This window comes from Streptomyces sp. VNUA24, assembly GCF_029167005.1.
Taxonomy (GTDB): domain Bacteria; phylum Actinomycetota; class Actinomycetes; order Streptomycetales; family Streptomycetaceae; genus Streptomyces; species Streptomyces scabiei.
Genome location: NZ_CP119143.1, coordinates 7,861,985 through 7,886,208, shown reverse-complemented (window position 1 = coordinate 7,886,208; position 24,224 = coordinate 7,861,985). Strand labels below are relative to the sequence as shown.

Annotated in this window: 20 protein-coding genes; 12 read left to right on the top strand and 8 right to left on the bottom strand. The window is 72.8% G+C overall.

The window, feature by feature from the left end; translation table 11 throughout:
- Positions 1–161 precede the first annotated feature (161 nt).
- A complete protein-coding gene (locus tag PYR72_RS33815; protein WP_275458809.1) occupies positions 162–1,673 on the top strand; it encodes an MFS transporter in 1,512 nt (503 codons plus the stop codon).
- Between the two features lie 227 nt (positions 1,674–1,900).
- Positions 1,901–2,575 (top strand): class I SAM-dependent methyltransferase, encoded by a 675-nt coding sequence (locus PYR72_RS33810; protein WP_275458808.1) that lies wholly within the window; start codon positions 1,901–1,903, stop codon positions 2,573–2,575.
- Positions 2,576–2,606: 31 nt separating this feature from the next.
- Here PYR72_RS33810 and PYR72_RS33805 read toward each other — a convergent pair whose 3' ends face one another.
- Positions 2,607–4,829 (bottom strand): restriction endonuclease, encoded by a 2,223-nt coding sequence (locus tag PYR72_RS33805; protein WP_275458807.1) that lies wholly within the window; start codon positions 4,827–4,829, stop codon positions 2,607–2,609.
- Between the two features lie 182 nt (positions 4,830–5,011).
- On the opposite strand from PYR72_RS33805, the gene PYR72_RS33800 reads away from it, so the two are divergent.
- The 4 genes from PYR72_RS33800 (at position 5,012) to PYR72_RS33780 (ending at position 8,694) form a co-directional block, all read left to right on the top strand.
- On the top strand, positions 5,012–6,016 hold the full coding sequence (locus PYR72_RS33800; RefSeq protein WP_275458806.1) for an N-acetylmuramoyl-L-alanine amidase: 1,005 nt from the start codon (positions 5,012–5,014) through the stop codon (positions 6,014–6,016).
- A gap of 382 nt (positions 6,017–6,398) precedes the next feature.
- The gene (locus PYR72_RS33790; protein WP_275458805.1) at positions 6,399–7,235 is read left to right on the top strand and encodes a DUF5336 domain-containing protein; all 837 of its coding nucleotides are present in this window, start codon (positions 6,399–6,401) and stop codon (positions 7,233–7,235) included.
- A gap of 115 nt (positions 7,236–7,350) precedes the next feature.
- Complete coding sequence (locus PYR72_RS33785; protein ID WP_275458804.1) at positions 7,351–8,361, top strand: LLM class F420-dependent oxidoreductase; 1,011 nt, start codon at positions 7,351–7,353, stop codon at positions 8,359–8,361.
- A 45-nt stretch (positions 8,362–8,406) separates the two neighbouring features.
- Positions 8,407–8,694, top strand: a complete 288-nt coding sequence (locus tag PYR72_RS33780; RefSeq protein ID WP_037725301.1) for a hypothetical protein — start codon at positions 8,407–8,409, stop codon at positions 8,692–8,694.
- Between the two features lie 75 nt (positions 8,695–8,769).
- Here the strand turns inward: PYR72_RS33780 and PYR72_RS33775 are convergent, their stop codons facing one another.
- The 3 genes from PYR72_RS33775 to PYR72_RS33765 are packed head-to-tail and all read right to left on the bottom strand — an operon-like array spanning position 8,770 to position 12,073.
- Complete coding sequence (locus PYR72_RS33775; RefSeq protein ID WP_275458803.1) at positions 8,770–9,849, bottom strand: prenyltransferase; 1,080 nt, start codon at positions 9,847–9,849, stop codon at positions 8,770–8,772.
- Positions 9,846–10,613, bottom strand: coding sequence for a class I SAM-dependent methyltransferase (locus PYR72_RS33770; RefSeq protein ID WP_275458802.1), 768 nt, complete (start codon positions 10,611–10,613; stop codon positions 9,846–9,848). The genes PYR72_RS33775 and PYR72_RS33770 overlap by 4 nt, the downstream gene beginning before the upstream one ends.
- The gene (locus tag PYR72_RS33765; protein ID WP_275458801.1) at positions 10,607–12,073 is read right to left on the bottom strand and encodes a glycosyltransferase family 4 protein; all 1,467 of its coding nucleotides are present in this window, start codon (positions 12,071–12,073) and stop codon (positions 10,607–10,609) included. Before PYR72_RS33765 ends, PYR72_RS33770 begins: the two co-directional genes overlap by 7 nt.
- A gap of 243 nt (positions 12,074–12,316) precedes the next feature.
- Here PYR72_RS33765 and PYR72_RS33760 point away from each other — a divergent pair, with 243 nt between their 5' ends.
- Positions 12,317–12,955, top strand: a complete 639-nt coding sequence (locus tag PYR72_RS33760; RefSeq protein WP_275458800.1) for a TetR family transcriptional regulator — start codon at positions 12,317–12,319, stop codon at positions 12,953–12,955.
- A gap of 364 nt (positions 12,956–13,319) precedes the next feature.
- Here PYR72_RS33760 and PYR72_RS33755 read toward each other — a convergent pair whose 3' ends face one another.
- Genes PYR72_RS33755 through PYR72_RS33745 form a run of 3 tightly spaced genes read right to left on the bottom strand, consistent with a single transcriptional unit; the run spans position 13,320 to position 15,980 of the window.
- Positions 13,320–14,186, bottom strand: a complete 867-nt coding sequence (locus PYR72_RS33755) for a tetratricopeptide repeat protein (protein WP_275458799.1) — start codon at positions 14,184–14,186, stop codon at positions 13,320–13,322.
- A gap of 54 nt (positions 14,187–14,240) precedes the next feature.
- Positions 14,241–14,474: a ferredoxin gene (locus PYR72_RS33750; protein ID WP_275458798.1), complete on the bottom strand. Its 234-nt coding sequence runs from the start codon at positions 14,472–14,474 to the stop codon at positions 14,241–14,243.
- 6 nt (positions 14,475–14,480) lie between these two features.
- On the bottom strand, positions 14,481–15,980 hold the full coding sequence (locus PYR72_RS33745; protein ID WP_275458797.1) for an aldehyde dehydrogenase: 1,500 nt from the start codon (positions 15,978–15,980) through the stop codon (positions 14,481–14,483).
- 164 nt (positions 15,981–16,144) lie between these two features.
- Between PYR72_RS33745 and PYR72_RS33740 the strand changes: the two genes are divergently transcribed.
- On the top strand, positions 16,145–17,173 hold the full coding sequence (locus PYR72_RS33740) for an MBL fold metallo-hydrolase (RefSeq protein ID WP_275458796.1): 1,029 nt from the start codon (positions 16,145–16,147) through the stop codon (positions 17,171–17,173).
- Here the strand turns inward: PYR72_RS33740 and PYR72_RS43005 are convergent.
- Complete coding sequence (locus tag PYR72_RS43005) at positions 17,154–18,341, bottom strand: phosphotransferase (RefSeq protein WP_343245546.1); 1,188 nt, start codon at positions 18,339–18,341, stop codon at positions 17,154–17,156. The two genes, PYR72_RS33740 and PYR72_RS43005, sit on opposite strands and share 20 nt — an antisense overlap.
- 601 nt (positions 18,342–18,942) lie before the next feature.
- On the opposite strand from PYR72_RS43005, the gene PYR72_RS33730 reads away from it, so the two are divergent.
- The 4 genes from PYR72_RS33730 to PYR72_RS33715 all read left to right on the top strand — a co-directional run bounded on the left by PYR72_RS33730 (position 18,943) and on the right by PYR72_RS33715 (position 23,939).
- Positions 18,943–19,353, top strand: coding sequence for a transglycosylase SLT domain-containing protein (locus PYR72_RS33730; protein WP_275458795.1), 411 nt, complete (start codon positions 18,943–18,945; stop codon positions 19,351–19,353).
- A gap of 185 nt (positions 19,354–19,538) precedes the next feature.
- Positions 19,539–21,380, top strand: coding sequence for a S8 family serine peptidase (locus PYR72_RS33725; protein WP_275458794.1), 1,842 nt, complete (start codon positions 19,539–19,541; stop codon positions 21,378–21,380).
- Positions 21,381–21,414: 34 nt separating this feature from the next.
- Positions 21,415–22,620 carry a hypothetical protein gene (locus PYR72_RS33720; RefSeq protein ID WP_275458793.1) on the top strand — a complete coding sequence of 402 codons (1,206 nt, stop codon included), beginning with the start codon at positions 21,415–21,417 and terminating at the stop codon, positions 22,618–22,620.
- Positions 22,617–23,939, top strand: a complete 1,323-nt coding sequence (locus PYR72_RS33715) for a patatin-like phospholipase family protein (protein ID WP_275458792.1) — start codon at positions 22,617–22,619, stop codon at positions 23,937–23,939. The genes PYR72_RS33720 and PYR72_RS33715 overlap by 4 nt, the downstream gene beginning before the upstream one ends.
- The last annotated feature ends 285 nt before the right edge of the window (positions 23,940–24,224 follow it).

The window sequence follows — 24,224 nt, the reverse complement described above, 5'->3', positions numbered from 1 at the left end:
CCCCGGGCGGACCCCGGGCGGACCTCGGGCGTCCCTGACGTGCCGTCACTTCTCCATGAGCGGGTCAAGTTTTCGTTAGTCACTCAAAACAACGGAATAGTTGCCCGGGCACACGAGGTTCAGCTGGCACACACCTTGACCCGGCCAGGAGGCCCCGCCCCATGACGCACCACACACCGCCGACGGCCGATCGCCCCGCCGCAGAGGGCGCGGGCCCGACCCGAGCCCCCGGAGCGATCGTCCCGGTCCTGGCCTTCGCGGGAATCGTCGTCGCGGTGATGCAGACCCTGCTGGTCCCGGTGATCAAGGACCTCCCGCAGCTGCTGGACACCTCCCCCAGCAACGCGACCTGGGTACTGACCTCCACCCTGCTCTCCGGTGCCGTGGCCACTCCGATCATGGGCCGCCTCGGTGACCTGTTCGGCAAGCGCCGCATGCTGCTCGCCAGCCTCGGCGTCATGGTGGCCGGTGCGCTGATCAGCGGTTTCACCAGCGCGCTCCTCCCGATGATCGTCGGCCGTACCCTCCAGGGCTTCGCCATGGGCGCGATCCCGCTGGGCATCGGCCTGATGCGCGACGAACTGCCCCGCGAACGCCTCGGCTCCGCCATGGCCCTGATGAGCTCCTCCATCGGCGTCGGCGGCGGACTCGCCCTGCCCCTCGCCGCCGCGGTCGCCCAGAACGCCGACTGGCACCTCCTCTTCTTCGGCGCCGCCGGCCTCGGTGTCCTGTCCATCGTGCTGACCCTCGTCGCCGTACCGGAGACGAAGACGCGCGCGCCGGGCAGCTTCGACCACCTCGGCGCGGTCGGCCTCTCCGCCGGCCTCGTCCTGTTCCTGCTGCCGATCACCAAGGGCAGCGACTGGGGCTGGACCTCCACGACCACGCTCGGCCTGTTCGCCGCGTCGGCCGTCGTGCTGCTCCTCTGGGGGGTCTGGGAGCTGCGGGTCCCCGCCCCGCTGGTGGATCTGCGCACCACCGCCCGCCGCGAGGTCCTGCTCACCAACCTCGCCTCGATCATGGTCGGCGTCTCCTTCTACGTCGTCTCCCTCGTCCTGCCGCAGCTCCTCCAGCTGCCCTCCGCCACCGGCTACGGCCTCGGGCAGTCGATGATCGTCGCGGGTCTGTGCGTGGCTCCGCTCGGCCTGACGATGATGTTCACCGCGCCGGTCTACGCCCGGATCTCCGCCAAGTACGGGCCCCGGACCACCCTCATCCTCGGCCTGCTGATCATCGCCGTCGGCTACGGCGCCGGCCTCGGGCTCATGAGCGCCGCCTGGCAGACCGTGGTCGTGTCGGTGGTGCTGGGCGCGGGCATCGGTCTCGCCTACTCCTCGCTGCCCGCGCTGATCATCGGTGCCGTGGACCCGTCCGAGACGGGTGCGGCGACCGGGCTCAACACGCTCATGCGGTCCATCGGCACGTCGGTGTCGAGCGCCGTCGTGGGCATGGTGCTGGCCAACACCGCGGACCACGTCGGCGGGGTCGCGATCCCGACCATGCACGGGTTCCGGGTGTCCTTCCTCATCGCCACGGCCGCGGTCGCCGTCGGCCTCGTGCTGGCCCTGCTCCTGCCGAACCGGCGCCCCGCGCTGACGCTGCGTGCGAGCAGTGAGGGTGAGGGTGAGGCCGGCGTGGTCTCCAGGGAGGGCGCGGCCGCCGTCGCCCGCTAGGGCGCGCCCTCGACGCCCTCTCGCGCCGCGTCGCGTGGGGTGAGTGGGCAGGCGCACGTCCGGTGGGGCTTCTCGCGCAGTTCCCCGCGCCCCTGAAGGGCAAGGGCTGCGCCCACTGCCCTTCCCACCGGCCAAGGGCGCCGGCACCCCGATCCCCGGTCCCTCCCGTCGATCACCGCATGGCAGCATGGGGCGCCCCCAGTGACGTACGACCACCCGGAGGACCCATGTCCGCGGCACCGCACCCCACGCCCAGGCCGGCGCCCGCGCCGGAGGTGTTCGGCGCGTTCGAGGCGGCGAAGGGGTTCATGCCGGCCGGTGAGGGGCTGGCCCTGTACGCCGCGGCGGTGGAGGCGGGGCGGCTGGGGCTGCCGTTGCTGGAGGTGGGGACGTACTGCGGCCGGTCGACGATCCTGCTGGCCGACGCCGCCCGTGCGGCGGGGGTGCCGGCGATCACCGTCGACCATCACCGGGGCAGCGAGGAGCAGCAGCCGGGCTGGGAGTACCACGACGAGTCCACCGTCGACCCCGAGGTGGGCCGCATGGACACGCTCCCCGCCTTCCGCCGCACCCTGCACCGGGCGGGTCTGGAGGAGCACGTCGTCGCGGTGGTCGGCCGTTCCCCGCAGGTCGCCGCCTTCTGGGGGACCCCCCTCGGCCTCGTCTTCGTCGACGGCGGCCACACCGACGAGCACGCCACCGCCGACTACGAGGGCTGGGCCCCGCACATCGCCCCGGGCGGCCTCCTCGTCATCCACGACGTCTTCCCGGAGCCCGAGGACGAGTTCACCGGCCAGGCCCCCTACCGCGTCTACCTCCGCGCCCTGGCCTCCGGCGCCTTCACGGAGGTCTCCGCGACGGACTCCCTGCGGGTGCTGCGGCGCACCGGGGCCGGGATCTGACCCGCAGCACCCGCACCGACCGGCCGGCGGGCTAGGCCACCTCTATGCCGTGGTCCTGGACCAGTTCCTCCAGGCCGCCCCGGTACCCCTTGCCGCCGACGACGAAGTCCCAGTCGCCGCCCGCGCGGCGGCGGAAGGACCCGAGGGTGAGGGCCGTCTCGCCGGCGCGGCCGTCGGAGACGTCGAGGCGGCCCTGTTCGGCCCGGGAGGGGTCCAGGAGGCGGATGCCGGCGTCGGTGAAGCCGGAGAGGTCGGCGTCGGGGTTCGCCGCGGGGTCGATCGCCGCGACCAGGACCAGCCGGTCGGCGCGCGCCGGCAGCGCGTCGAAGGCGACCAGGATCGCGGCCTTGTCGGGTGCGGTCGGCGGGACGGCGCGGACGGTGCCGTCGGGGGTGCGGAGGTTGTTGTAGAACACGAAGTGGTCGTCGCTGAGGACCCGGTTGCCGTGGCAGACGAGCGCGCAGACGTCCAGGGCGACGCCGCCGGTCCAGTACATGCCGAGCACACTGTGGTCGTCGGGGGCCGGGCCCGGGTCCACCCCGTGCGCGCCGTCCGAGGAGCCCGGGGAACCCGGGGAGCCCGTGGCGTCCGGGGCGTCCGCCGGGGTGCGCTGGGCGGGCATCACCACGGTGGGGGCTGGCATCACCCCGGTGGGGGCGGGCATCACCATGGTGGGAGCGGTCGACGAAGCCGGCGCGGGCGCGGGGCGCTCGCCGGTGCCCAGGCGCCCCCGTAGCCCGTGCCGGTGCAGCAGGTCGACGAGTTCCGGGCCCGAGACCAGTTCCAGCGGCTTGCCGTTGGCGAAGGTGTGGGAGCCGGGCCCGAACCGGGACGTCGTCACCAGGACGCCCTTGTTGGCGCCGGCGTCCTGGACCGTGCCGTAGAGGTCACGGACGGCGGTCGGCGGAACGGTGTTGCGGTAGCGCTTGACCTGTACGACGATCTTGCCGCCCCGGATGGGTGTGGGGTCGAGGGCGTCGACGTCCACCCCGCCGTCGCCCGAGCGCTCGGTCGTGACCGCCTGCATGCCCATGGCCCGGAACAACTCGGCGACCAGTGCCTCGAAGGCGAGGGGGTCCATCTCCAGCAGGTCGGGCTCGTCCTCGCCGCCGTGGGTGACGACGCCGTTGCCCACGTCGTCGGGGCGGCGCTCGGGGCGGACGGGGGTGCGCTGGTCGGGGCGGGCGGAGAGCCGGCCGCGGAGCCCGTCCGTCAGGCAGTCCACGGCGCTGACCTGTTCCAGGTGCAGTTCCGTGAAGACCGGCCGGGACACGGTGACGGTCGCCAGGACGATCTGGGTGCGACGGCCGGTCGCCGGGTCGTGGTCGTCCACGAACCCGTTCAGGACGACCGACTCCAGGGCGCCGAACTCGTCGGCGGCGAAGAGGTCGTGGAGCACCAGCAGGACGCACTGCGCGAGGACGTCACGGTAGAGGGCGCGCCGCTGGGTGACCGGGCGGGGGCGCTCCTTGTCCTGGTCGACGCTCGGCATGTAGACGACGCTCTTGGCCTCGGGGACGACGTCGTACCTGGGCAGCTCCCAGTCCAGGACCAGCTGCCGGGCCGCCGCGTCGTAGGCGGCGGAGATCCCCCGGGGGAAGCCGTCGGGCCAGGCGGGTGAGGCGTAGAGGGCGGCGGAGAAGTAGTCGACGGCGGCCTCCGGGTCGCCGTCGCGCAGGGCCGTCGCCATCTGCGCGAGCCCGGCGTTGTGCCGCCGGATCTCCGCCCGCTGTCCTTCCGCCCACTGCTCGTACTGCCGCTGGTACTGGGCCAGTTGACGCTGGCGCTGCTGCTCGGCCGCCTGCGCCGCGTGCCAGTCGTGCTCGTACCGGGCGCGCGCCTCGGCCTGGGCCTGGGCCCGGCGCTGGGCGGTCCAGCCGCCCTGGGCCTGGTAGTGGTTGGGGTCCGGCATGGGCACCGGCTGGGCGAGCGGGCCGGGGGAGAACGGCTCCAGCCGCTCGGTGCGGGTGAGGGACGCGGCCCGGAACGCCGGGGCCCGGCAGCCCGCGACCAGCAGCCCCTCCAGCGCCTGGACCTGCGTGTCCAGTTCCTCGGTACGCCGCCGCGCCTCCGCCTCGCGCTGCTGCCGGTACGCCGCCTGCTGCTCCCGCTGGCTGCGCGCCACCTCGCGCTGGTACGCGCGCTGCTGCCGCTCGTACTCGCGCTGCTGCCGGGCCCGTTCCTCCGACTGACGCTGCTGCTGGCGTTGTGCCTCGGCCCAGATGCCGGCCAACCCGTTGGAGCGACGACTCATGTGCTGCAGGCCCTCCCACCGGGGCCCACCGACCGCGCGCCGGGACCCCGCCCCCATCACCGGACGTGACGGTCCGGCTTTCAGACGTAACCGCCCGACTTTATCCCGTGACGGCGCCCGCGCCTACCGCTGGTCGGCGACTCGGCTCCGCCTCCGGCCGCCCGCCCCGTAAGGTGGCGGACGTGTCGTATGTAGGTCCGGACTTCGATCCGCCCCCGTCCCGCCGTTCCGCGCTGCGCCGTCCGCTGACCGTGGCGGTGGCCGCGGTCGTGGTGGGGGCGGTGGCCGGGTGGGGGGTCTGGCAGGCCGTCGGGGACTCCGGGGACGGGGACGGCGGCACGGGCGGCGGGACGGGGCCGCAGACCAGGTCGGCGAGGACCCCGGCCGTGTCCCCCGAGCCGTCCGGCGCACCGACCGCCTCCGGCGACGGCAAGGACACCGCGGGCGGCACCAGCGGTGGGGACGGCAAGCAGGCGAGCCCCTCCGGTTCCGCCTCCGGGCCCGCCGCCACCGGTCCCCTCAAGGGCAAGGTCGTCGTCATCGACCCCGGTCACAACCCCGGCAACTTCCAGCACACGGCCGAGATCAACCGCAAGGTGAACATCGGGACGAACGCCAAGGAGTGCGACACGACGGGGACCACCACCAACGACGGTTACCCGGAAGCCCGGTTCACGCTGGACGTCTCCCGGCGGCTGCGGACGCTCCTCGAACAGCAGGGCGCCACGGTGAAGTTCACGCAGGACGACGACCGGGCCTGGGGTCCGTGCATCGACGAGCGGGCGCGGATCGGCAACGAGGCGAAGGCGGACGCGGTGGTGTCGATCCACGCCGACGGCTCCGGCGCGGGCAACCGCGGCTTCCACGTGATCCTGCCGGGCTCGGTCCACGAGGGCGCGGCCGACACCCGGCCGATCGTCGCCCCCTCCCGCGACCTCGGCGAACGCATCGCGGGCTTCTTCGTGCGCGCCACCGGCAGCGCCCCCTCCAATTACGTCGGCGACGGCACCGGCATCGTCACCCGCACCGACCTCGGCGGCCTCAACCTCTCCACCGTGCCCAAGGTGTTCATCGAGTGCGGCAACATGCGTGACGCCAAGGACGCGGCCCGACTCACCAGCGGGCCCTGGCGGCAGAAAGCGGCCCGGGGAATCTCGGACGGCATCGCAAGCTTCCTCGAAAATTGAACAACGCTCCCCTATGGGGAACTCCGGCCGCTAACCCGGTGCGCCACGGAATGACGTGCGAGCGGTCTCAATCTGTCAACGGTTCACGCTGCGTTCGTCTTACGCGCCGCGATGCGCGATATCCATGTCCCGGCACCGTTGACCAGCGGTGCGTGGCGGCAGAAAGCGGAGCGGGGGGACTCTGAGGAAATCGTGAGTTTCCTGCGAGGGTAGCGGGCGGGTCGTGATCACCGGGATGATCCCGGAGGACACCCAAGTCGGTCGGACGATAAGGTCGTCCCTACGATGAGGGGCCACCCCCGCGCTTCCCACCACGGCCTGACGGCGACATGGTGACGGCGACGCCTCCACCGATGACGAGACGACTGACGAAGGACCTGAAGTGAATATCCGCTCCCTCACCAGAGGCGACGGCGTCGTGATCGGAGCAGCGGTATTGCTGTTCATCGCGTCGTTCCTCGACAACTACTCCATCGACGGGGCTCCTGACAGTTTCGACTACCCGAACCTCTGGGAGAGCGGCCCGGTGCTGCTCAGCGTCGTCCTGGCGGGGCTTTTCGGCGCCGCGTCCATCGTCATCGCCCGGGGCCTGCCCCAGCCGCCGAAGATCGTCGGCATCGAACTCGGTCACTTCGGCATCGCCTTCACGATCTTCGCCGCGTGGAGCGCGCTGGGCAACATCTTCGACCCGTCCGGTGGCGGCGACAACTTCGACGGCGCGCGCGGCACCGACGCCGGCGTCGGCCTCATCCTCGCCCTCATCGCCACGCTGGTCATGGCCGGCGCCGCCATCGCCACCCCCCTCGTCCCCGCCCTCAAGGTGGCCCTGGTCGGCGCCCCGCGTCCGGCCGCGCCGCAGCCGTACGGGGCCCAGCCGCCCGGGGGTTACGGGTACCCGGGCGCCGGTGCGCCGGGGCCGTTCGGGGCGGGGCAGCCGGGTCAGCCGGGTCCCGGTCAGCCGGGGGCGCCGTTCGGCGGTGCTCCGCAGCAGCAGGCCGCGGCCCCGCAGCCGCCGGCCGGTGACTTCTCTCCGTTCTGGTTCGCGGTGCCGGTGGCCCGTCCGCTGTTCGCCGAGGACGGTTCCCAGTCGACGATCGCCGAACTCGCGCCGGGCACCTGGTACCTGGCGGTCGAGCAGCGCGGCGCCAACCTGGTGGCCCAGACGCAGGACGGCCGTCGTGGCGTGCTGCAGGACACCAGCGGTATCCAGCGCGGCTGACCGGCACGAAACCCGCAGTCGTACGGCAGCGGCCCCTCGCTCTTCCGAGCGGGGGGCCGTTGTCGTACAGTCGCCTCCCGCCCGAACAGCTGACACATCGTCAGGAGGCAGGCAGATGCGGCTCGGTCTGGCACTCGGCTACTGGGGACGCGGCCCCTCCGCGGACCACGTCCCGCTCGCCCGGGAGGCGGAGCGGCTCGGCTACGACTCGGTGTGGACCGCCGAGTCCTGGGGCTCGGACGCCTTCACCCCGCTCACCTGGATCGCCGCGCACACCTCGCGGATCAAACTGGGCACGGCCGTCGCACAGATGGCCGCCCGGTCGCCCACCACCACCGCGATGCAGGCCCTGACCCTGGACCATCTCTCCGGCGGGCGGGCCCTGCTCGGACTCGGGCTGTCCGGGCCGCAGGTCGTCGAGGGCTGGTACGGGCGGCCGTTCCCGAGGTCGCCGCTGACCGCGACCAGGGAGTACGTCGACATCGTCCGCCAAGTCCTCAGGCGCGAGGGGCCCGTCGCGCTCGACGGGCGTTTCCACCCGCTCCCCTACGACGGGCCGGACGGCTCCGGCATCGGCAAGGCGCTCAAGTCCATCACGCATCCGCTGCGCGCGGACCTGCCCGTCCTGCTCGGCGCCGAGGGGCCGAAGAACATCGCGCAGACGACCCGGATCGCGGACGGCTGGCTGCCGTTGTACTGGTCGCCGTTCCGGACCGACGTCTACGAGGCGTCGCTGACCGAGGCGCCGGACGGCTTCCTCGTCGCGCCCATGGTCCGGGCGAAGGTCTGCGAGGACGTCGCCGAGGGACTGCTGCCGGTGAAGGCCATGCTGGGTTTCTACATCGGCGGGATGGGGCACGCCAGGCGCAACTTCCACGCCGACCTCATGGCCCGCATGGGGTACGAGGAGGAGGCCCGGCACATCCAGCGCCTCTTCCTGGACGGACGGCGCGAGGAGGCGGTCCTCGCCGTGCCGGACGCCTTCGCCGACGAGATCTCCCTGGTCGGGCCGCGGACACGGATCGCGGAGCGGCTGGAGTCGTGGCGCAAGGGGCCGGTGACGGATCTACTGGTGCTGGCCCCCGACCCGCACACGCTGCGGGTGCTGGCGGAACTCAACTCGTAGGACGGGCGCGGGTTTCAGGACACGTATCCGGGCAACCCGTTGAGCATGTCTCGATATGGCGGTTCCAACCAGGCGGGCCGGGTCATAGCGATCGTGGCCGACGTCATGGCCTTCATCCTGGGCCTGTGGATCCTGATGTATCTCCTGGGCGCGAACGGCGCGAACGACTTCGTGCAGTTCATCCATGACGCGGCCCGCTGGCTCGCCGGCTGGTCGCACGACCTGTTCACCTTCGACGAGCAGTGGGCTCGGGTGGTGGCGGGCTACGGTCTGGCGGCCGTCGTCTACCTGTTCGTGGGGCACGCCATCGCCAACCGGATGCACCGCCACTGAGTGCGGTCGCCTCCGGTGGGAGCGGGTCGCGCGGTGCCCCGCATCGCTGAGGAGCGGGGCCCGCGTCCCCTCACCTCAGCAGCACTCCGAGTCGTCGAAGTCGTCCAGCCCGCGCGGCAGGCGCTCCCCGCCGAAGACCGCGCAGGTCGCCTCGTCGCCGCCCAGCGCGGCCACGGCCAGCAGTACGGATCCGGCGGTCCAGGAGGTCAGTTCCTCGGGCCAGACGGCCCGGTCCTCGAAGACGTAACCGGTCCAGTACAGGCCCGAGGCGGGGTCACGCAGGTGCTGGATGGACTGGAGGATGTCCAGGGCGCGGTCGGACTCGCCCATCGCCCAGAGGGCCAGGGCGAGTTCGGCCGACTCGCCGCCGGTCACCCACGGGTTGGGGACCACGCAGCGGACGCCGAGTCCGGGCACGACGAAGCGCTCCCAGCCCTCCTCCACCCGGGCCTTGGCCTCGCTGCCGGTCAGCGCGCCGCCGAGGACGGGGTAGTACCAGTCCATCGAGTAGCGGTCCTTGTCGAGGAACCGCTCGGGGTGGCGGCGTATCGCGTGCCGGAGCGCGCCGACCGCCAGCTCCCAGTCGGGCTGCGGTTCCTCGCGCTGTTCGGCGATGGCGAGCGCGCAGCGCAGGGCGTGGTGGATGGACGAACTGCCGGTCAGCAGGGCGTCGTTCACCGGTGTGCCGTCGTCCTCGCGCTTCCAGCCGATCTGGCCGCCGGGCTGCTGGAGCCGCAGGACGTACTCGATCGCCGCGTAGACGGCGGGCCACATCCGGTCGAGGAAGGTGTCGTCGCCGGTGGCCAGGTAGTGGTGCCAGACGCCGACGGCTATGTAGGCGACGAAGTTGGTCTCGCGGCCCCGGTCGGTGACGTCGTCGGGGTCCCCGTCGGCGTAGGCGGCGTACCAGGAGCCGTCGGGGTTCTGGTGCCGGCTCAGCCAGGCGTAGGCGCGTTCGGCGGCCTCGTGCTCGCCGGCCGCGTCCAGGGCCATGGCCGCCTCGGTGTGGTCCCACGGGTCGAGGTGGTGTCCCCGGAACCACGGGATGGCACCGTCCGCGCGCTGCACCGCGAGGATGCCCCGCACGGTGGCGGCGGCCTCCTCCGCGGTGAGGACCCCGGGCAGGACCAGGTGTTCTGTCCGGGGCGTCGTCACTTGGCGGCCGCCTCGGAGACGCCGCCGGCGTCCCGGTCGGCCAGCGGTGGCAGGTGCGGCTTGGTGGCGTAGGCCACGAAGCTCTTGCCGATCACCGGGTTGAGCGCCTCCTCGGCGACCCGGGTGAGCAGCGGCTTCTTCATGATGTCCCAGACCAGCAGCTTGTGGTACGCCCGCACGGGCAGCGCCTTGTCGTTGTCGACGCCGAACGCGCACTTCAGCCACCAGTACGGCGAGTGCAGGGCGTGCGCGTGGTGGGTGCCGTACGGCTGGAGGCCCGCCTCGCGGATCTTGGCCAGCAGTTCGTCCGCCTTGTAGATGCGGATGTGGCCGCCCTCGACCTCGTGGTAGGCGTCGGAGAGTGCCCAGCAGACCTTCTCGGGGCCGTAGCGCGGCACGGTGATGGCTATGCGGCCGCCGGGCCGCAGCACCCGGACCATCTCGGCGAGGACGCCCTTGTCGTCGGGGATGTGCTCCATCACCTCGGAGATGATGACGACGTCGAAGGACTCGTCGGGGAAGGGCAGTGCGAGGGCGTCGCCCTCCATGGCCGTCGCGGTGGCACCCTCGGGGGCCTCGCCGGCCTCCTTCATCGCCGCGAACCACTTGGCGACCTCGCGGATCTCCTCGGCGTTCTGGTCGAGGGCCACGACCTGGGCGCCGCGCCGGTAGCACTCGAAGGCGTGCCGGCCCGCTCCACAGCCGAGATCCAGGACCCGGTCCCCCGGGGCGAGCGGGAACCGGGAGAAATCGACGGTCAGCACGTGGCCCTGCTTTCGCGGTTGGCGCTTTCGCGGTTGGTCTCGACTGTGCCGGCGGCGGCCGGGGCGCCCTCGTGGGTCTCCCCGTCCTCGGCGGCATGGGCGGCATGGGCGGCATCGAGGGTTCCGGGGGCCGCGGAGACTTCGGCGCGGGCCACGGCCTCGCGGTAGTGGGCCACCGTGCCCTCGGCGGCGCGGGCCCAGGTGAAGCGCCGCAGTACCCGTTCGCGGCCGGCGCGGCCGAGCCGCCGCCGGAGTTCCGGGTCGCCGAGGAGCCGGGTCAGGGCGGTGGCCAGGGCGCCCGCGTCGCCCGGGGGCACCGCGAGGCAGGTCTCGCCGTCGGGTCCGGCGACCTCCGGTATGGCTCCGCCGGTGGTGGCGACCAGCGGCGTGGCGGTGGCCATGGCCTCGGCGGCGGGCAGGGAGAACCCCTCGTACAGCGAGGGCACGCAGGCTGCCTCGGCCGAGCGGACCAGGTCGACGAGTTCGGCGTCCGAGATGCCCTTGACGAACTCGACGGCGCCTTCGAGGCCGTAGCGCTCGACGGCCTGGGCGACCGGGCCCTCGGTGGGCCGCTTGCCGACGACGACGAGGTGGGCGGCGGGGTGCTCGGCGCGCACCTTGGCGAGCGCCTCGACGAGGAAGACGAGGCCCTTGAGCGGCACGTCCGCGCTGGAGGTGGTGACGATCCGGCCCGGGATCCGGGCCACGGCCGGGTCCGGCGAGAAGAGGTCGGTGTCGGCGCCTATGTGCACGACGTGCATACGGTCGTCGCGGACGCCGAGGTGGTCGACTATCTCCTGGCGGGAGGTGCCGGAGACGGTGAGCACGGACGGCAGCCGCCGTGCGACCCGCTTCTGCATGCGCGTGAAGGCGTACCAGCGGCGCACGGACATCCGCCGCTGCCATCCCTCGGCCGCGTCCAGCTCCAACTGCCGGTCCACGGTGATGGGGTGGTGGATGGTGGTGACCAGGGGTGCGCCGACATCGCCCAGCAGCCCGTACCCGAGGGTCTGGTTGTCGTGGACGACGTCGAACTCCCCGCGCCGGGCCCGCAGATGGCGGCGGGCGCGCAGGGAGAACGTCAGGGGCTCGGGGAAGCCGCCGGTCCACATCGTCGCCACTTCGAGGGCGTCCACCCAGTCGCGGTACTCGTCCCGCTTCGGGGTGCGGAAGGGGTCGGGCTGGCGGTAGAGGTCGAGGCTCGGCAGCTCGGTGAGGGAGACCCCGCCCGGACCGTCGGCGGGTACGGCGTCCGCGTCGAGCACCGGGTACGGCTGGGAGCCGATCACCTCGACCCGGTGGCCGAGGCGGGCCAGCTCGCGCGAGAGGTGCCGTACGTAGACGCCCTGTCCCCCGCAGAACGGGTTCCCCTTATAGGTGAGGAGGGCGATGGTGAGCGGTCGCTCGCCGTCCGCGGCGAGGTCACGTCGGGACCCCGCCTGACTGGCCTCCGCGGTCACTCCTGGCCCCCTTCTCACTGCGATTTCCCGTGAGATTACGACGAGACGGTAATCTAGAACAAGTTTCAGAGTTGATCGTTCAAGAGGCTCTGAATCTACCGGCTGGTAGGACGGCTGTGAGAGGTGGATCAGGTGATTCACGCCACGGCACACGCCCTGGCATGCTAGTTGATCGCATACCTCACCGACCGTCACGACCCCCACGACTGTCACAACCCTCACGACTGTCACGGAACGAGACCCATGCCTGCGGAAGTCAAGGTGGAAGCCGGCGCCGGGCGACCGGACTCACCGCCCCTCACGGAGCGGCAGGAGGCCCGCCGGCGCCGCATCCTGCACGCGAGCGCCCAGCTGGCGAGCCGGGGCGGTTTCGACGCCGTGCAGATGCGGGAGGTCGCCGAGTCCTCGCAGGTCGCGCTCGGCACGCTCTACCGCTACTTCCCGTCCAAGATCCATCTGCTGGTCGCCACGATGCAGGACCAGTTGGAGCACATGCACGGCACGCTCCGCAAGAAGCCCCCGAGCGGCGCGACGGCGGCCGAGCGCGTCGCCGAGACCCTGATGCGGGCCTTCCGCGCGCTGCAGCGCGAGCCCCATCTCGCCGACGCCATGGTCCGCGCGCTGACCTTCGCCGACCGCAGCGTCAGCCCCGAGGTCGACCAGGTCTCCCACCAGACGACCGCGATCATCCTCGACGCCATGGGGCTGGAGAACCCGGGGCCGGAGCAGTTGTCGGCGGTGCGGGTCATCGAGCACACCTGGCACTCGGCCCTCATCACCTGGCTGTCCGGCCGCGCCTCGATCGCCCAGGTGAAGATCGACATCGAGACGGTGTGCCGTCTGATCGACCTGACGGCCCCGGACCGGCGGACGCAGTCCTGAAGCAGGCCGGAAGGCCGCGGGAGGACGACACTACGGCCAGTCGGCTGGTCGGCAGCCACCGCGCGGGAACGCAGGAAAAAAGACCTACGAGACGGGTTCCTGACCCGGTACCGCTCATCCGGCGTCAGGTGCTGGGGTCACCGTCAGGCCCTGTCGTGCTGCCTTCCGGCCTCTCAGCCCGACCGTCGACGTCGGCACCGGCGGATCTGCTGCCTCACGCCGCTGTCGGCTACTTCGGTCGGCTCCCTCACTCGTCTCGTAGGCCGATTTCCACCATAGAACGCCCCACGGGGAAGACAACCCCCTGAAGGGAACTTTTTCGACTTTTCCGACATTCAGGCATTCCGGGCGGTCGAGTCTCCCTCTAGGCCACGGCCTCCAGCCCGCTCCAGCTGCGCCCGATCGCCGTCTCCCCCGCCCACCGGTCGAGCAGGCGGCGGGCCTCGTCCTCCGGGGCCGCGAGCAAGACACGCTGGGCGCCGGCACGGGTCCCCCGGGGCTCCTTGTGGAGGGTGCCCTCGCTGCAGCAGGCGCAGTACGTCGTCAGGGTGGCGGCCGGCTCGGCGGCGAAGCCGTGGTCGGCGAAGAGGGCGACGAGGGTGTCCAGGTCGTCCGGTTCACCGGCCGCGACCGTCACCTGGAACGTGGGCAGGTCGGACGGCTCGAAGAGGAGCAGTTCGTCGAAGACCGGGAAGGCCGAGCCGTCGACGACACGTTCGCCGTTGGGCTCGCCGTCGTGGAGAACGATCTCGCCGTGGCGGCGGCCGCCGGTCACGGGGACGTTCAGCACGCGTCCGCGCGTCGGGCACAGCCGCTCGATCCACACCACCTCGCGCGAGCCCTCGGTGTCCAGGCGGACGCAGGCCTGCCCGAAGCGGCCGTGGATCTCGCCCTCGCCGTCGGGCAGGGTGATGCCGAATCCGGCCCAGGCGTCGCGGGCGACGGCCCAGTCGCGGCGGACCGTGGCCGCGATGCCCAGGTTCCAGAAGGCGGGGTCGCCCTCGCCGCGCGGTGCGCGGGCGGCGGCCTGGACACCGAGTTCGTACGCCTTGTCCCAGTCGCGCAGGAACTTGTGGCCGAGGGCGGCGTCGTACCACCACGCCGCGCTCGGCTTCTCGTCCGGGAAATGGGCGAGCACCTGTTCGTAGAGGTCGGCGGCGCGCCGCCATTCCTCCGCGTCCCATGCCTCCCGCGCCTGCCTGATCAGTTCCCCGGCCTCGGACTTCCGCACGCTTTCCCGCCCCGACTTCTCGATCGTTCCGTACCGACCGCCGAGCGTAGGCCGCTACTCCTCCGGCGGGAACACCGGCTCCCCACTGCCCGGCAGGGCGATCGCGATCGCCTCCACCGGGCAGCCCTCGGCCGCCTTCAGGATGCGTTCGTTGGCGTCGGTCTCGGGGGCGACGGGGTGGGACTGCATGGCGGAGTCGAGGCGGAAGGCGTCCGGGGCCAGGTGCGTGCACTGGGCGGAGCCGATGCAGACGGCCCGGTCGACCTCCACGGTCCAGCGGTCACCCATCGCCGGTCACTCCGCCTCGTCGACGGTGAGGGTGACCGTGCTGGTGCCGGGCGGCTCGTACCCGGCCGGGAGGTGGATCATCTTGTGCTCCAGGTACTCGCCGTAGCCCTCGGGGCCGAACTCCCGCCCCAGACCGGAGTTCTTGTAGCCGCCGAAGGGGCCGAGCATGTCGAGGCTGAACGTGTTGACGGAGTACGTCCCGGTGCGGACCCGGCGGGCGATGTCGATGCCGCGCTCGTCGTCGGCGGTCCAGACGCTGCCGCTGAGGCCGTAGTCGGAGTCGTTGGCGATACGGACGGCGTCGTCCTCGTCGCCGTACGGGAGGAGGCAGATCACCGGGCCGAAGATCTCCTCGCGGGCGATGCGCATGGAGTTGTCGACGTCGCCGAAGAGGGTCGGCTCCACGTACCAGCCGCGCTCCAGGCCGGCGGGACGGCCGCCGCCGGTGAGGATCTTGGCGCCCTCCTCCTGGCCGATGCGGATGTAGTCCAGGCTGCGGCGCTGCTGGCGCTCGGCGACCAGGGGGCCGAGTTCGGTGGCCGGGTCGAGGGGGTCGCCGATCTTCAGCGCGGAGGCGTAGCCCGCGAACGCCTCCGCGAACTCGTCGTAACGGGAGCGCGGGACGAGGATGCGGGTCTGGGCGACGCACGCCTGGCCGTTGATCATCCAGGCGAAGGGGGCGATGCCGTTGACGGCGGTCTGCGTGTCCGCGTCCGGCAGGATCACCGCCGCCGACTTGCCGCCCAGTTCCAGGGTGACGCGGGTGAGGTTGCGGGCGGCGACCTCCATGACCCGCTTGCCCGCGGCGACCGAACCGGTGAAGGAGACCTTGTCGACGCCCGGGTGCCCCACCAGGTACTCGCTGACCTCTCGGTCGGCGGGGAGGACGGACAGCACGCCCTCGGGCAGGCCCGCCTCGACGGCTATCTCCGCCAACAGGTAGGCGTCCAGCGGGGTTTCGGGCGAGACCTTCAGGATGGCCGGGCAGCCGGCGAGGAGGGCGGGAGCGAGTTTGGCGGCGGCGGTGAACTGGGGGACGTTCCAGGGGACGACGGCCGCGACGACCCCGACCGGCTCGCGCCGCACCAGGATCTTGCCGAGCACGCCGTCGCGCCGCTCCTCGTACGTGAATCCGCGGGCCGTCGTGATCGCGGCGTCCCACACCAGCATCGACGCGAGCGCCTGCACCATCACACCGGAGGTGACCGGGGTGCCGTTCTCGGAGCTGATGATCCGGGCGAACTCCTCGTGGCGCACGGCGAAGGCGTCCTTGATCCGGGTGACGACCTCGATGCGCTCGTCGAGGGTCATGCGCGGCCAGGGGCCGTGGTCGAAGGCGTGGCGTGCGGCGGCCACGGCCCGGTCGACGTCCGCGCGCGACGCGTGCGGGACGCGGCCGATGACCTCCTCGGTGTGCGGTGAGACCACCTCGATGACATCGGTGCCCAGGGGGTCGGTCAACTCCCCGCCGATGAACAGCTGTCCGTGTTCCACGAGTTCGGTCATGGCCGCTGCCTCCCGGAGCCACTTCTCTGACGTACCGTCAGTTTCTGGTAGAGAACTGATACCAGTTCCCGGGGGAGGAGTCCATGTCGTCCGCCTGCGGACGGCCGTGACCGGGCGCCCGCACGCCCATCCCTGGTGGAACCCGTTCTAGTTATAGTGAGTTCATGACACACGTGACCGATCACGGCGGAGGCGTACGGTCCATCGAGGTCCCCATCCCGGACAACCCGCTCGGCCACACCCTCGTGTACGTCGTCGACACCGACCGGGGGCCGGTCCTCGTCGACACCGGCTGGGACGACCCGGCGTCCTGGGACACGCTCGCCGACGGACTGACGGCGTGCGGTACGTCGGTCGCGGAGGTCCACGGGGTCGTGATCACGCACCACCACCCCGACCACCACGGCCTGTCGGGGGCGGTGCGCGAGGCGTCCGGGGCGTGGATCGCGATGCACGCGGCGGACACGGCGATCGTGCGGCGCACGCGCGGGACCGGCCCGGACCGCTGGTTCACGTACATGACGGACAAGCTCACGGCGGCGGGCGCGCCCGAGGAACACCTGGCGCCGCTGCGCGCCCCGCGCCGCCCCGGCGCGCTGCCCGGCTTCTCCCCCGCGCTGCCCGACCGCGAGATCGTCCCCGGCGAACTCCTGGACCTCCCCGGCCGCCGCGTCCGCGCGATCTGGACGCCGGGGCACACACCGGGGCACGTCTGCCTCCACCTGGAGGAGGCGCACCCCTCCGGACTGCCCGGCCACGGGCGCCTGTTCTCCGGCGACCACCTCCTTCCCGAGATCAGCCCGCACATCGGCCTCTACGAGGACCCCGACGACGACACCGTCACCGACCCCCTCGGCGACTACCTCGACTCCCTGGAACGCGTCGGCCGCCTCGCCCCCGCCGAGGTCCTGCCCGCCCATCAGTACGCGTTCACCGACACCGCCGCCCGCGTGGAGGAGCTACTGGCCCACCACGAGTCCCGGCTCACCGGCCTGCTCACCCTCCTCGCGACCCCGCTCACCGCCTGGCAGCTCGCCGAACGCATGGAGTGGAACCGCCCCTGGTCCCAGATCCCCTTCGGCTCCCGCAACATCGCGGTCTCCGAGGCGGAGGCCCACCTCCGACGCCTGGTGAAACTGGGGCGGGCGGAGGCGGTACCGGGGAGCGACCCGATCACGTACGCGGCGGTCTGAGGCCCGTCGCCCCGTCGTGCATGACGGCTCGGGCCAACTCCTCCGCGGCTGAGATGAGTTCGACCTCGCGCGTGGTCATCGTCGGCGTGGCCGCCCGGCGTCGCCCTGCCTCGACGAGGCCCTCCTCCGTCAGGGCGCAGGGCCCTTCGGGCCGGTGGGCGAGGAGGGAGACGAGGACGGCGTGGGCCATCCCCGCGCGTGCGTCGGCCGCGTCGACGGCGACCTGGGCCAGGATCATCGCGGACATGCCCCAGTCGAGGCCGGGCGGTCCTTCCTCGGCGTTGCTCCAGTCGATGACCTGGGGGCCGCGGGGCGTGAGGATGACGTTGTCGGGGTGCAGGTCCAGGTCCAGGTGCAGGACACGGGAGCCGGGAGTCCCGTCGCGGGGCGGGAGAGCATGGAGGGCGTGGAGGAGGCGGGCCAAGATGGCGCCCGCCCCTGCCGGGTCGATCAGGTCGGTGGCCAGGGCCTCCAGCATCGTCGGCCCGGACAGACGCTCCAGCACCATCTCCGTACGGGTCGCCGAGCGCACGCGTGGGACGGGGTATCCGTGACGCCGGACGTAGGCCATGACCTCGGCCTCGCCGACCGCGTCACCCCAGCCGTCCCGGTAACGCCGCAGCACCCAGGCGGCGGTGGCCCCTGCCGGGCTCGCGGGGCCACGGGTTCCGGCGTGGTGGCCGGGGCCATCTCCGGCGGGGGCGCCGGGACCGTCTCCGGCGGGGGCGCCGGGGCAGGTACGACCGTCCAGGCCGGCGCGGCCCGTATGGCCGCCGGCTCCGGCGTGGCCGTCGGGTGCGCCGGGGGCGGTACGGCTGCCGGGGGCGGTACGGCTGCCGGGGGCGGTACGGCTGCCGGGGCCGTCGCATCCGATATGGCCGCCGGTTCCAGCGTGGCCGACGGAGCCGTCGGAGCCGGTATGGCTGGCGGGGCGGTTGCGGCCGCCGGGGTCGCCGGTGCCGGTGCGGCCGCCGCCGTCGCGTCCGGCAGAGCTGTCGGCTCCGTCACGGTCGGCCCGTCCGTTGCCGACGGCCCGTCCGTCGGGGGCGGAGGGTTCGAGGGAGGGCGGGAGCCCGGCGTCGGCGGGCGGTGTGGACTCGTCCTCGTCGAGGTGGAGTGCGTACACGTCGGCCGTGCGGCCCGATCCCAGCAGTCTCCCCATGCGCATGGCCCGAACCTAACCCCGGCGCCCGGGTCGGGGCCGCGCCTTTCGTCGCGTACCGCCCGCCACGCCCCTGGCCGGCACCTGGGCCGCGGTGTCGTCACCGCCTGCCACGTCCCGGCCGGCACTCGGGCCAGCGCGGTCGTCATCGCCACCCTGCCCCTCGCCCTCGGCACCCCCGCCGCTGACGGCCCTGCCCCGGGCCACCCCCGGCGCCGCGTGCGAGAGCGCGGTCACATTCGCCCCCGCTCCTCGGTGAACGCTCTGCGCAGCTGGGATCACCGTCCGTCGCGCGAGCGGTGAAGCAGCCCACAGGACCCACATCACATACGAAGCGGGGTCGTAGATCGAAGCGCATGGCATGTGCATGGAGAAATGCCCGCTGACCTGCGCAATGAGAGCCACGTCACAGGTGGGGCCCTCGGTGCAGATACGACCACAACTAGCAAAAGGGGTCATTGCGGACGTCCGCTCGGGCTGTTTCTCTGGAGGAGTCGCACGGCGCCGACGAGCCCACCCGGGCCTCGGCGCCGACGTACGCCCCCACCGCACACCACGTGGTGAAGGCATGCCCGCGACCGCCCTGTCCCCGTAGAAAAGGATCCCCGTGACCCGCTCCGCTCTCCGCCGCATCGCCTCCCCGAAGAAGGCCCTCGCCGGCGTCACCCTGGCCGCTGCCGCCACCGGTGCGCTGTTCGCCGCCGCGCCCGCCCAGGCCGCGTCGGAGGCCTCCCAGGCCCAGGCTGTCGCGAAGAAGATGATCGGGAACTCGGCCCAGTACGCGTGCTTCTCCCACATCGTCGACCACGAGAGCGACTGGAACATCCACGCGACGAACGCGTCCTCCGGCGCCTACGGCCTGGTCCAGGCGCTCCCCGGCTCGAAGATGTCCTCCGCGGGCTCCGACTGGAAGAACAACGCCGCCACCCAGATCAAGTGGGGCGTGGACTACATGAAGGACCGCTACGGCAGCCCCTGTGGCGCGTGGAACTTCTGGCAGGCCAACAACTGGTACTGATCCGGCACGACTCGCGCCCCCGGCCGAACCGGCCGGACCGGCCGAACCGGACCGAAGGCGGCGGCCCCCGATCCCCGGGGCCGCCGCCTTCTTCGTCGTGTCCGCCCCGGATGCGGGGGCCGGGGCCGCGGCGGAGAATGGAAAGAGTCCCTGAAGTCCCTCCCACGCCCCGCGCATCGGGAGCCATGATGGACCGATCGGAACTCCTGGCGGTGTTCTACGGAACGGGCCCCGTCCCCGTCCTCTGGGCCACCGACTGCCCCGTGCACTTCGACGTCTGGCTGGCCTTCTCCGAACCGCCGACGCCACCGCCGGCGTCACCGTCGACGCAACCGCCGATGCCACCGACACCGACACCGGCGCCACCAGCACCGACACCGGCGTCGCCTTCGCCCGAGTACCGGCAGGATCTGATCCTCGCCGTCCGCGAGGAGTACGGGGTCGAACGGGCCCTGGAACGTCTGCAGGCGCTGCGGTTGACGGAGGCGGCCCGGCCGGTCGCGGCCGGGAGCTTCGTCGTGGCGCAGCTGACGCTGGAGGAACTGGTGACGGTGCTGCTGCCGTTGACCAGTCTCGCCGGGGTGGTGCGGGTCGCCCACGAACTCGCCGTCGAGAGCGGGGCGGAGGGGATCGACGCGGCGCTGCGGGGGCACATCCGGGCGCCGGCGACCAGCGAGATCCACGACAACATGCGGCGCAGGCAGGAACGCGGGCGGCAACTCACCTGGTTCCTCAACCTGTTGGCGAGGGTGGTGGCGGACGCGGGCGGGCACCCCCGTCACCAGGACGTCACCGGCACGCTCGTCCGCATGCTGGCCGAGGCCGTCCCGGACGTGTACCCGGTGCGGGGCGCCCACAGCCCGGTCGGACAGGTCGTCGACCGGCGGCAGAAGTACCCCGTGGTCTCGGTGACGACGAACCGCCGGGCCACCCGCGCGGTCGTGCGGTCCCGGCGGACCATCAAGGCCGACGCGGCCGAGCAGGTGTTCTCGGTGGACAGCGCCTCCATCGGCTGGGCCGTCGTGGACAGCGGCATCGACGCGCGGCACTCGGCGTTCCACGAGTGGGACACCACCATCACACCGCCGCGCAGACTGGAGTCGCGCATCGCCCGCTCCTTCGACTTCACCTGCGTACGGGCGAAACTCCCCGACGACGCGCTGGTCAACGGGCTGGTGAACTGGACGGCCGCCCTGCCGTCCGTCGAGGCCGGTCCGGCCCCCGGCCCGCCCGCCCTGGGGCAGCCGGACCCCTACGTGCCGCCGGGCGACCAGCACGGCACGCACATCGCCGGGATCATCGGCGGCTGGTGGCCGGAGCTGGAGTTCAGGGGCATCTGCCCGCGCATCCGGCTGTACGACTTCCGGGTGCTGAACGACGACGGCGAGGGCGACGAGTTCTCCATCGTCACCGCGCTGCAGGCCATCCGGCACATCAACGAACAGGCGGGGCGGTTCGTCATCGCCGGGGTCAACCTCAGTCTGTCGGTGCCGCACGACGTCGCCACCCACTCCACGGGGTGGACCCCGGTGTGCGTCGAGTGCGACCGGCTGACCCGGTCCGGGGTGGTCGTGGTGACGGCCGCCGGGAACGCCGGGTTCACCGGTGCCGTACGCACGCTGGGCACCGGTTTCCAGGACATCAGCATCTCCGACCCCGGCAACGCGGAGTCCGTCATCACGGTCGGCTCCACCCACCGCAGCAATCCGCACCGCCACGGCGTCAGTTACTTCTCCAGCCGTGGCCCCACCGGCGACGGACGGCCCAAACCCGACCTGGTGGCGCCGGGGGAGGACATCGACGGACCGATCCCCGGCGAGGGCATCGCCGCCATGCACGGCACCAGCCAGGCGGCGGCACACGTCAGCGGGGCCGCGGCCATGCTGCTGGCCCGCTACCGCGAGTTGCTCGGCCGCCCCGAGCGCGTGAAGGAGATCCTCTGCGCGACGGCGACCGACCTCGCCCGTGAACGCGACTTCCAGGGCCATGGGCTCGTCGACGTACTGCGCGCCATGCAGTCCGTGTGACGGCCGAGCCACCGGCCCGGCGAGGCAGGCGACCATGCTGACCTTCGATTTCCTCGACGCCCGCCACGGCGACTGCTTCCTCGTCCGCTGGGACGCGGAACGGGACGGACAAGGGCCCGAGGGCGGACCAGGCCCCGAGAACGGGCGAGGACCGGACGGCGAACGGGTCATGCTCGTCGACGGCGGCCCCTCCCCCGTCTACCGGGCCTCCCTGCAGGGCCGGTTGCACCGGCTCGCCGGCCCGGACGGGAGCCGCGCCCGCCCGGGCGGCCACGACGGGGACGGCGACCCGCCCGCACACGAGCCCCCGCGCGACGGCCTCCCTCCCCACCTCGACGTCGTCTGCCTCTCCCACGTCGACGACGACCACGCGGGCGGACTCGTGCGCCTCTTCCGGGACATGCGGCAGGCCCAGCAGGACGGTGAGGCCCTGCCGTACGACGTGGACGCGCTGTGGTTCAACGCCGTGGAGGAGCTGGTCGACCGGCACGCTCCCGGCCTGAGCGCCTCCGTCCACCCGCTCCTCGAACGCGCCGCCGTCTCCGAGGCGGCGGTGACGGCCAGCTACAACCAGGGCCGGGACATCCGCGACGCGGTCGTCGCCCTGCGCCTGGACGGCAACGCCCCGTTCGGCGGCCCCCTCACCGAGGGTGCAGAGGCGACCCTGCACGACCTGGACGTCACGGTCGTCGCGCCGGACGAGGGCGCGCTGGCCGAGCTGGCGGAGAAGTGGCACGAGGCGAGACGGCGCGGCGACCCGGAGGTCATCTCGGCGGCCTACGCGGACGATTCGGTGCCGAACCTGTCCAGCATCGTGCTGCTCCTGCGGCACGCGGACGGCACCGCGCTGCTCACCGGCGACGCCCGCGGCGACCACGTCCTCGCCGGACTGCGCGCGCTGGACCTGCTGGACGACGCCGCCCCGCTCCACGTGGACCTGCTGAAGCTCCCGCACCACGGCAGCGAACGCAACGTGGAGCCGGACTTCTTCGAGCGGATCCGGGCCGACCACTACGTCATCTCGGCCGACGGCGTCCGCCACCACCACCCGGGCGAGGACACCCTGCGCTGGCTCGTGGAGTCCCGCGCGCCCGAGGACGAGTACGTCGTCCACCTCACCAACCACATCCCCTTCGCCGAGGAGGCGCTGGCGGAACTGCGGGCGGACCGGGCCTTCGAGGTCGAGGTCAGGGGCCCCGCCGACCAGGCGCTCGTCATCTCGATGGGAGACCGGCCATGACCAGGTCCCGGCACGCGCACGACACCTTCACACGCCCCGCCCCCCGCCCCGCACCGCCGGAGGCCGCCCCCTCCCCCGCGGCACCCCCCGGCCCGTCCGACGGCCCGGCGTGGGCCGTCGACTCCCCCGCCCTCGGCACCGGCCTGACCGCCCGCCCCTGCGGGGACCCGCTCCGCCCGGCCGAACCGCCGCCCGCCACCGGCACCCCGGTCGCCCTCGCCCTCTCCGGCGGCGGCTTCCGCGCCACGCTCTCCGCCCTGGGCTTCGTCCGTCTGCTGGCCGACGCCGGGCTGCTGCGCCATCTGCGCTACGCGTCGTCCGTGTCCGGCGGCTCGATCGCGAACGCGTGCCTGGCCACCGCCTGGCCGGCCCTGCGGGAGCGGAACTTCACCCCGCGAGCCGTGGACGAGCTGGTGACCGCCCCCGTCGTCGACCACGTCTCGTCCCACTCCCTCAAGCGGTCGCTGCTGCGCGACATCTGGCGCACCCTCGGCCCCACCACCCGCACCGACCTGCTGGCCCGGCGCCTCGACGACTGGTTCCTCGGCGAGACCGAGCTGGCCGACCTCGACCCCCAGGTCCGCTGGATCGTCAACGCCGCCAACATGACCACGGGCGTCCGCTTCGGCTTCGAACGCGACGTGTACGGCGACTACTCCATCGGCCTCGCCCGCACGGCGGGCACGGGTCTGCGCCTGAGCCGCGCCGTCTCGGCCTCGGCCGCCGTGCCCGGACTCCTGCCGCCCGTGGTCCTCGACGGCTCCCCCTTCCCCTGCGCCGCACACGACCCGGCCCTCCTGGACGGCGGCACCTACGACAACACCGGCCTGGAGGCCATCGACGGCGACCGCTACCGCCATTCGTTCCTGTGCGCCCTCAACGCGGGCGGCCTGCTGCGTCCCGGGATGTACGGCCGCATCCCGGTGATCCGCGACCTGGCGAGGGCCAACTCGCTCCTCTACCGCCAGAGCACCACGCTCCGCACCCGGGCCACGATCGAGCGCTTCCGGCGCGCCGCGGCGCTCGGGCCCGTCGGCGAACTCCCGGACGGGGCCCGCCGGGGCATCCTGGTGCAGCTCTCCACGGACTTCCCGGACGCGGACCCGCTCCCGCACCGCTGGCGCGCGGCCTTCCCGGAGCACCGCACGCACGACGGCCGCGACCTCGCCCTCGTCCCCACCGTCTTCGACCGTCTCAGCCCGTCCCTGTGCCGGGCCCTGATCTACCGTGGCTGGTGGCTCGGCGGCGCCGCGCTCGCCGCCTACCACCCCGGGCTGCTCCCATCCGACCTGAGCACCCTCGACCCACCGGAACTGTGAGCGCCGACGGTACGGCCCCGGGCGGCCCGGCAACGGGCCGGCCACCGAAAAGCCACGGCCCGCCGGCCCAACGGCCTCAGCACCGCAGCAGCCGCACGCCAACCGCACGGTGCGGGCGCGGGCCATCAACCCCCGCAGGCGCAGGCCACCGGCTGGACGGCGGTGGGCACCGGCTGAACGACCGCAGGGCAACGGCCTCCCCGCGCGGAGCATCGGCCTGAGGCCCGTCGGCCCGTGGGCGGCCGTGACGGTCGCCCGCCCACGGCCCGACGGGCCGAAGGGCAC

What these genes read in the sequence shown, in the direction of transcription:
- PYR72_RS33740 (WP_275458796.1), top strand. Translation starts at nt 16,145, where the DNA reads ATGACACACGTGACCGATCACGGCGGAGGCGTACGGTCCATCGAGGTC.
- PYR72_RS33750 (WP_275458798.1), bottom strand. Translation starts at nt 14,474, where the DNA reads ATGGGTGACCGCTGGACCGTGGAGGTCGACCGGGCCGTCTGCATCGGC.
- PYR72_RS33720 (WP_275458793.1), top strand. Translation starts at nt 21,415, where the DNA reads ATGCTGACCTTCGATTTCCTCGACGCCCGCCACGGCGACTGCTTCCTC.
- PYR72_RS33810 (WP_275458808.1), top strand. Translation starts at nt 1,901, where the DNA reads ATGTCCGCGGCACCGCACCCCACGCCCAGGCCGGCGCCCGCGCCGGAG.
- PYR72_RS33745 (WP_275458797.1), bottom strand. Translation starts at nt 15,980, where the DNA reads ATGACCGAACTCGTGGAACACGGACAGCTGTTCATCGGCGGGGAGTTG.
- PYR72_RS33805 (WP_275458807.1), bottom strand. Translation starts at nt 4,829, where the DNA reads ATGAGTCGTCGCTCCAACGGGTTGGCCGGCATCTGGGCCGAGGCACAA.
- PYR72_RS33715 (WP_275458792.1), top strand. Translation starts at nt 22,617, where the DNA reads ATGACCAGGTCCCGGCACGCGCACGACACCTTCACACGCCCCGCCCCC.
- PYR72_RS33785 (WP_275458804.1), top strand. Translation starts at nt 7,351, where the DNA reads ATGCGGCTCGGTCTGGCACTCGGCTACTGGGGACGCGGCCCCTCCGCG.
- PYR72_RS43005 (WP_343245546.1), bottom strand. Translation starts at nt 18,341, where the DNA reads ATGCGCATGGGGAGACTGCTGGGATCGGGCCGCACGGCCGACGTGTAC.
- PYR72_RS33725 (WP_275458794.1), top strand. Translation starts at nt 19,539, where the DNA reads ATGATGGACCGATCGGAACTCCTGGCGGTGTTCTACGGAACGGGCCCC.
- PYR72_RS33780 (WP_037725301.1), top strand. Translation starts at nt 8,407, where the DNA reads ATGTCTCGATATGGCGGTTCCAACCAGGCGGGCCGGGTCATAGCGATC.
- PYR72_RS33815 (WP_275458809.1), top strand. Translation starts at nt 162, where the DNA reads ATGACGCACCACACACCGCCGACGGCCGATCGCCCCGCCGCAGAGGGC.
- PYR72_RS33760 (WP_275458800.1), top strand. Translation starts at nt 12,317, where the DNA reads ATGCCTGCGGAAGTCAAGGTGGAAGCCGGCGCCGGGCGACCGGACTCA.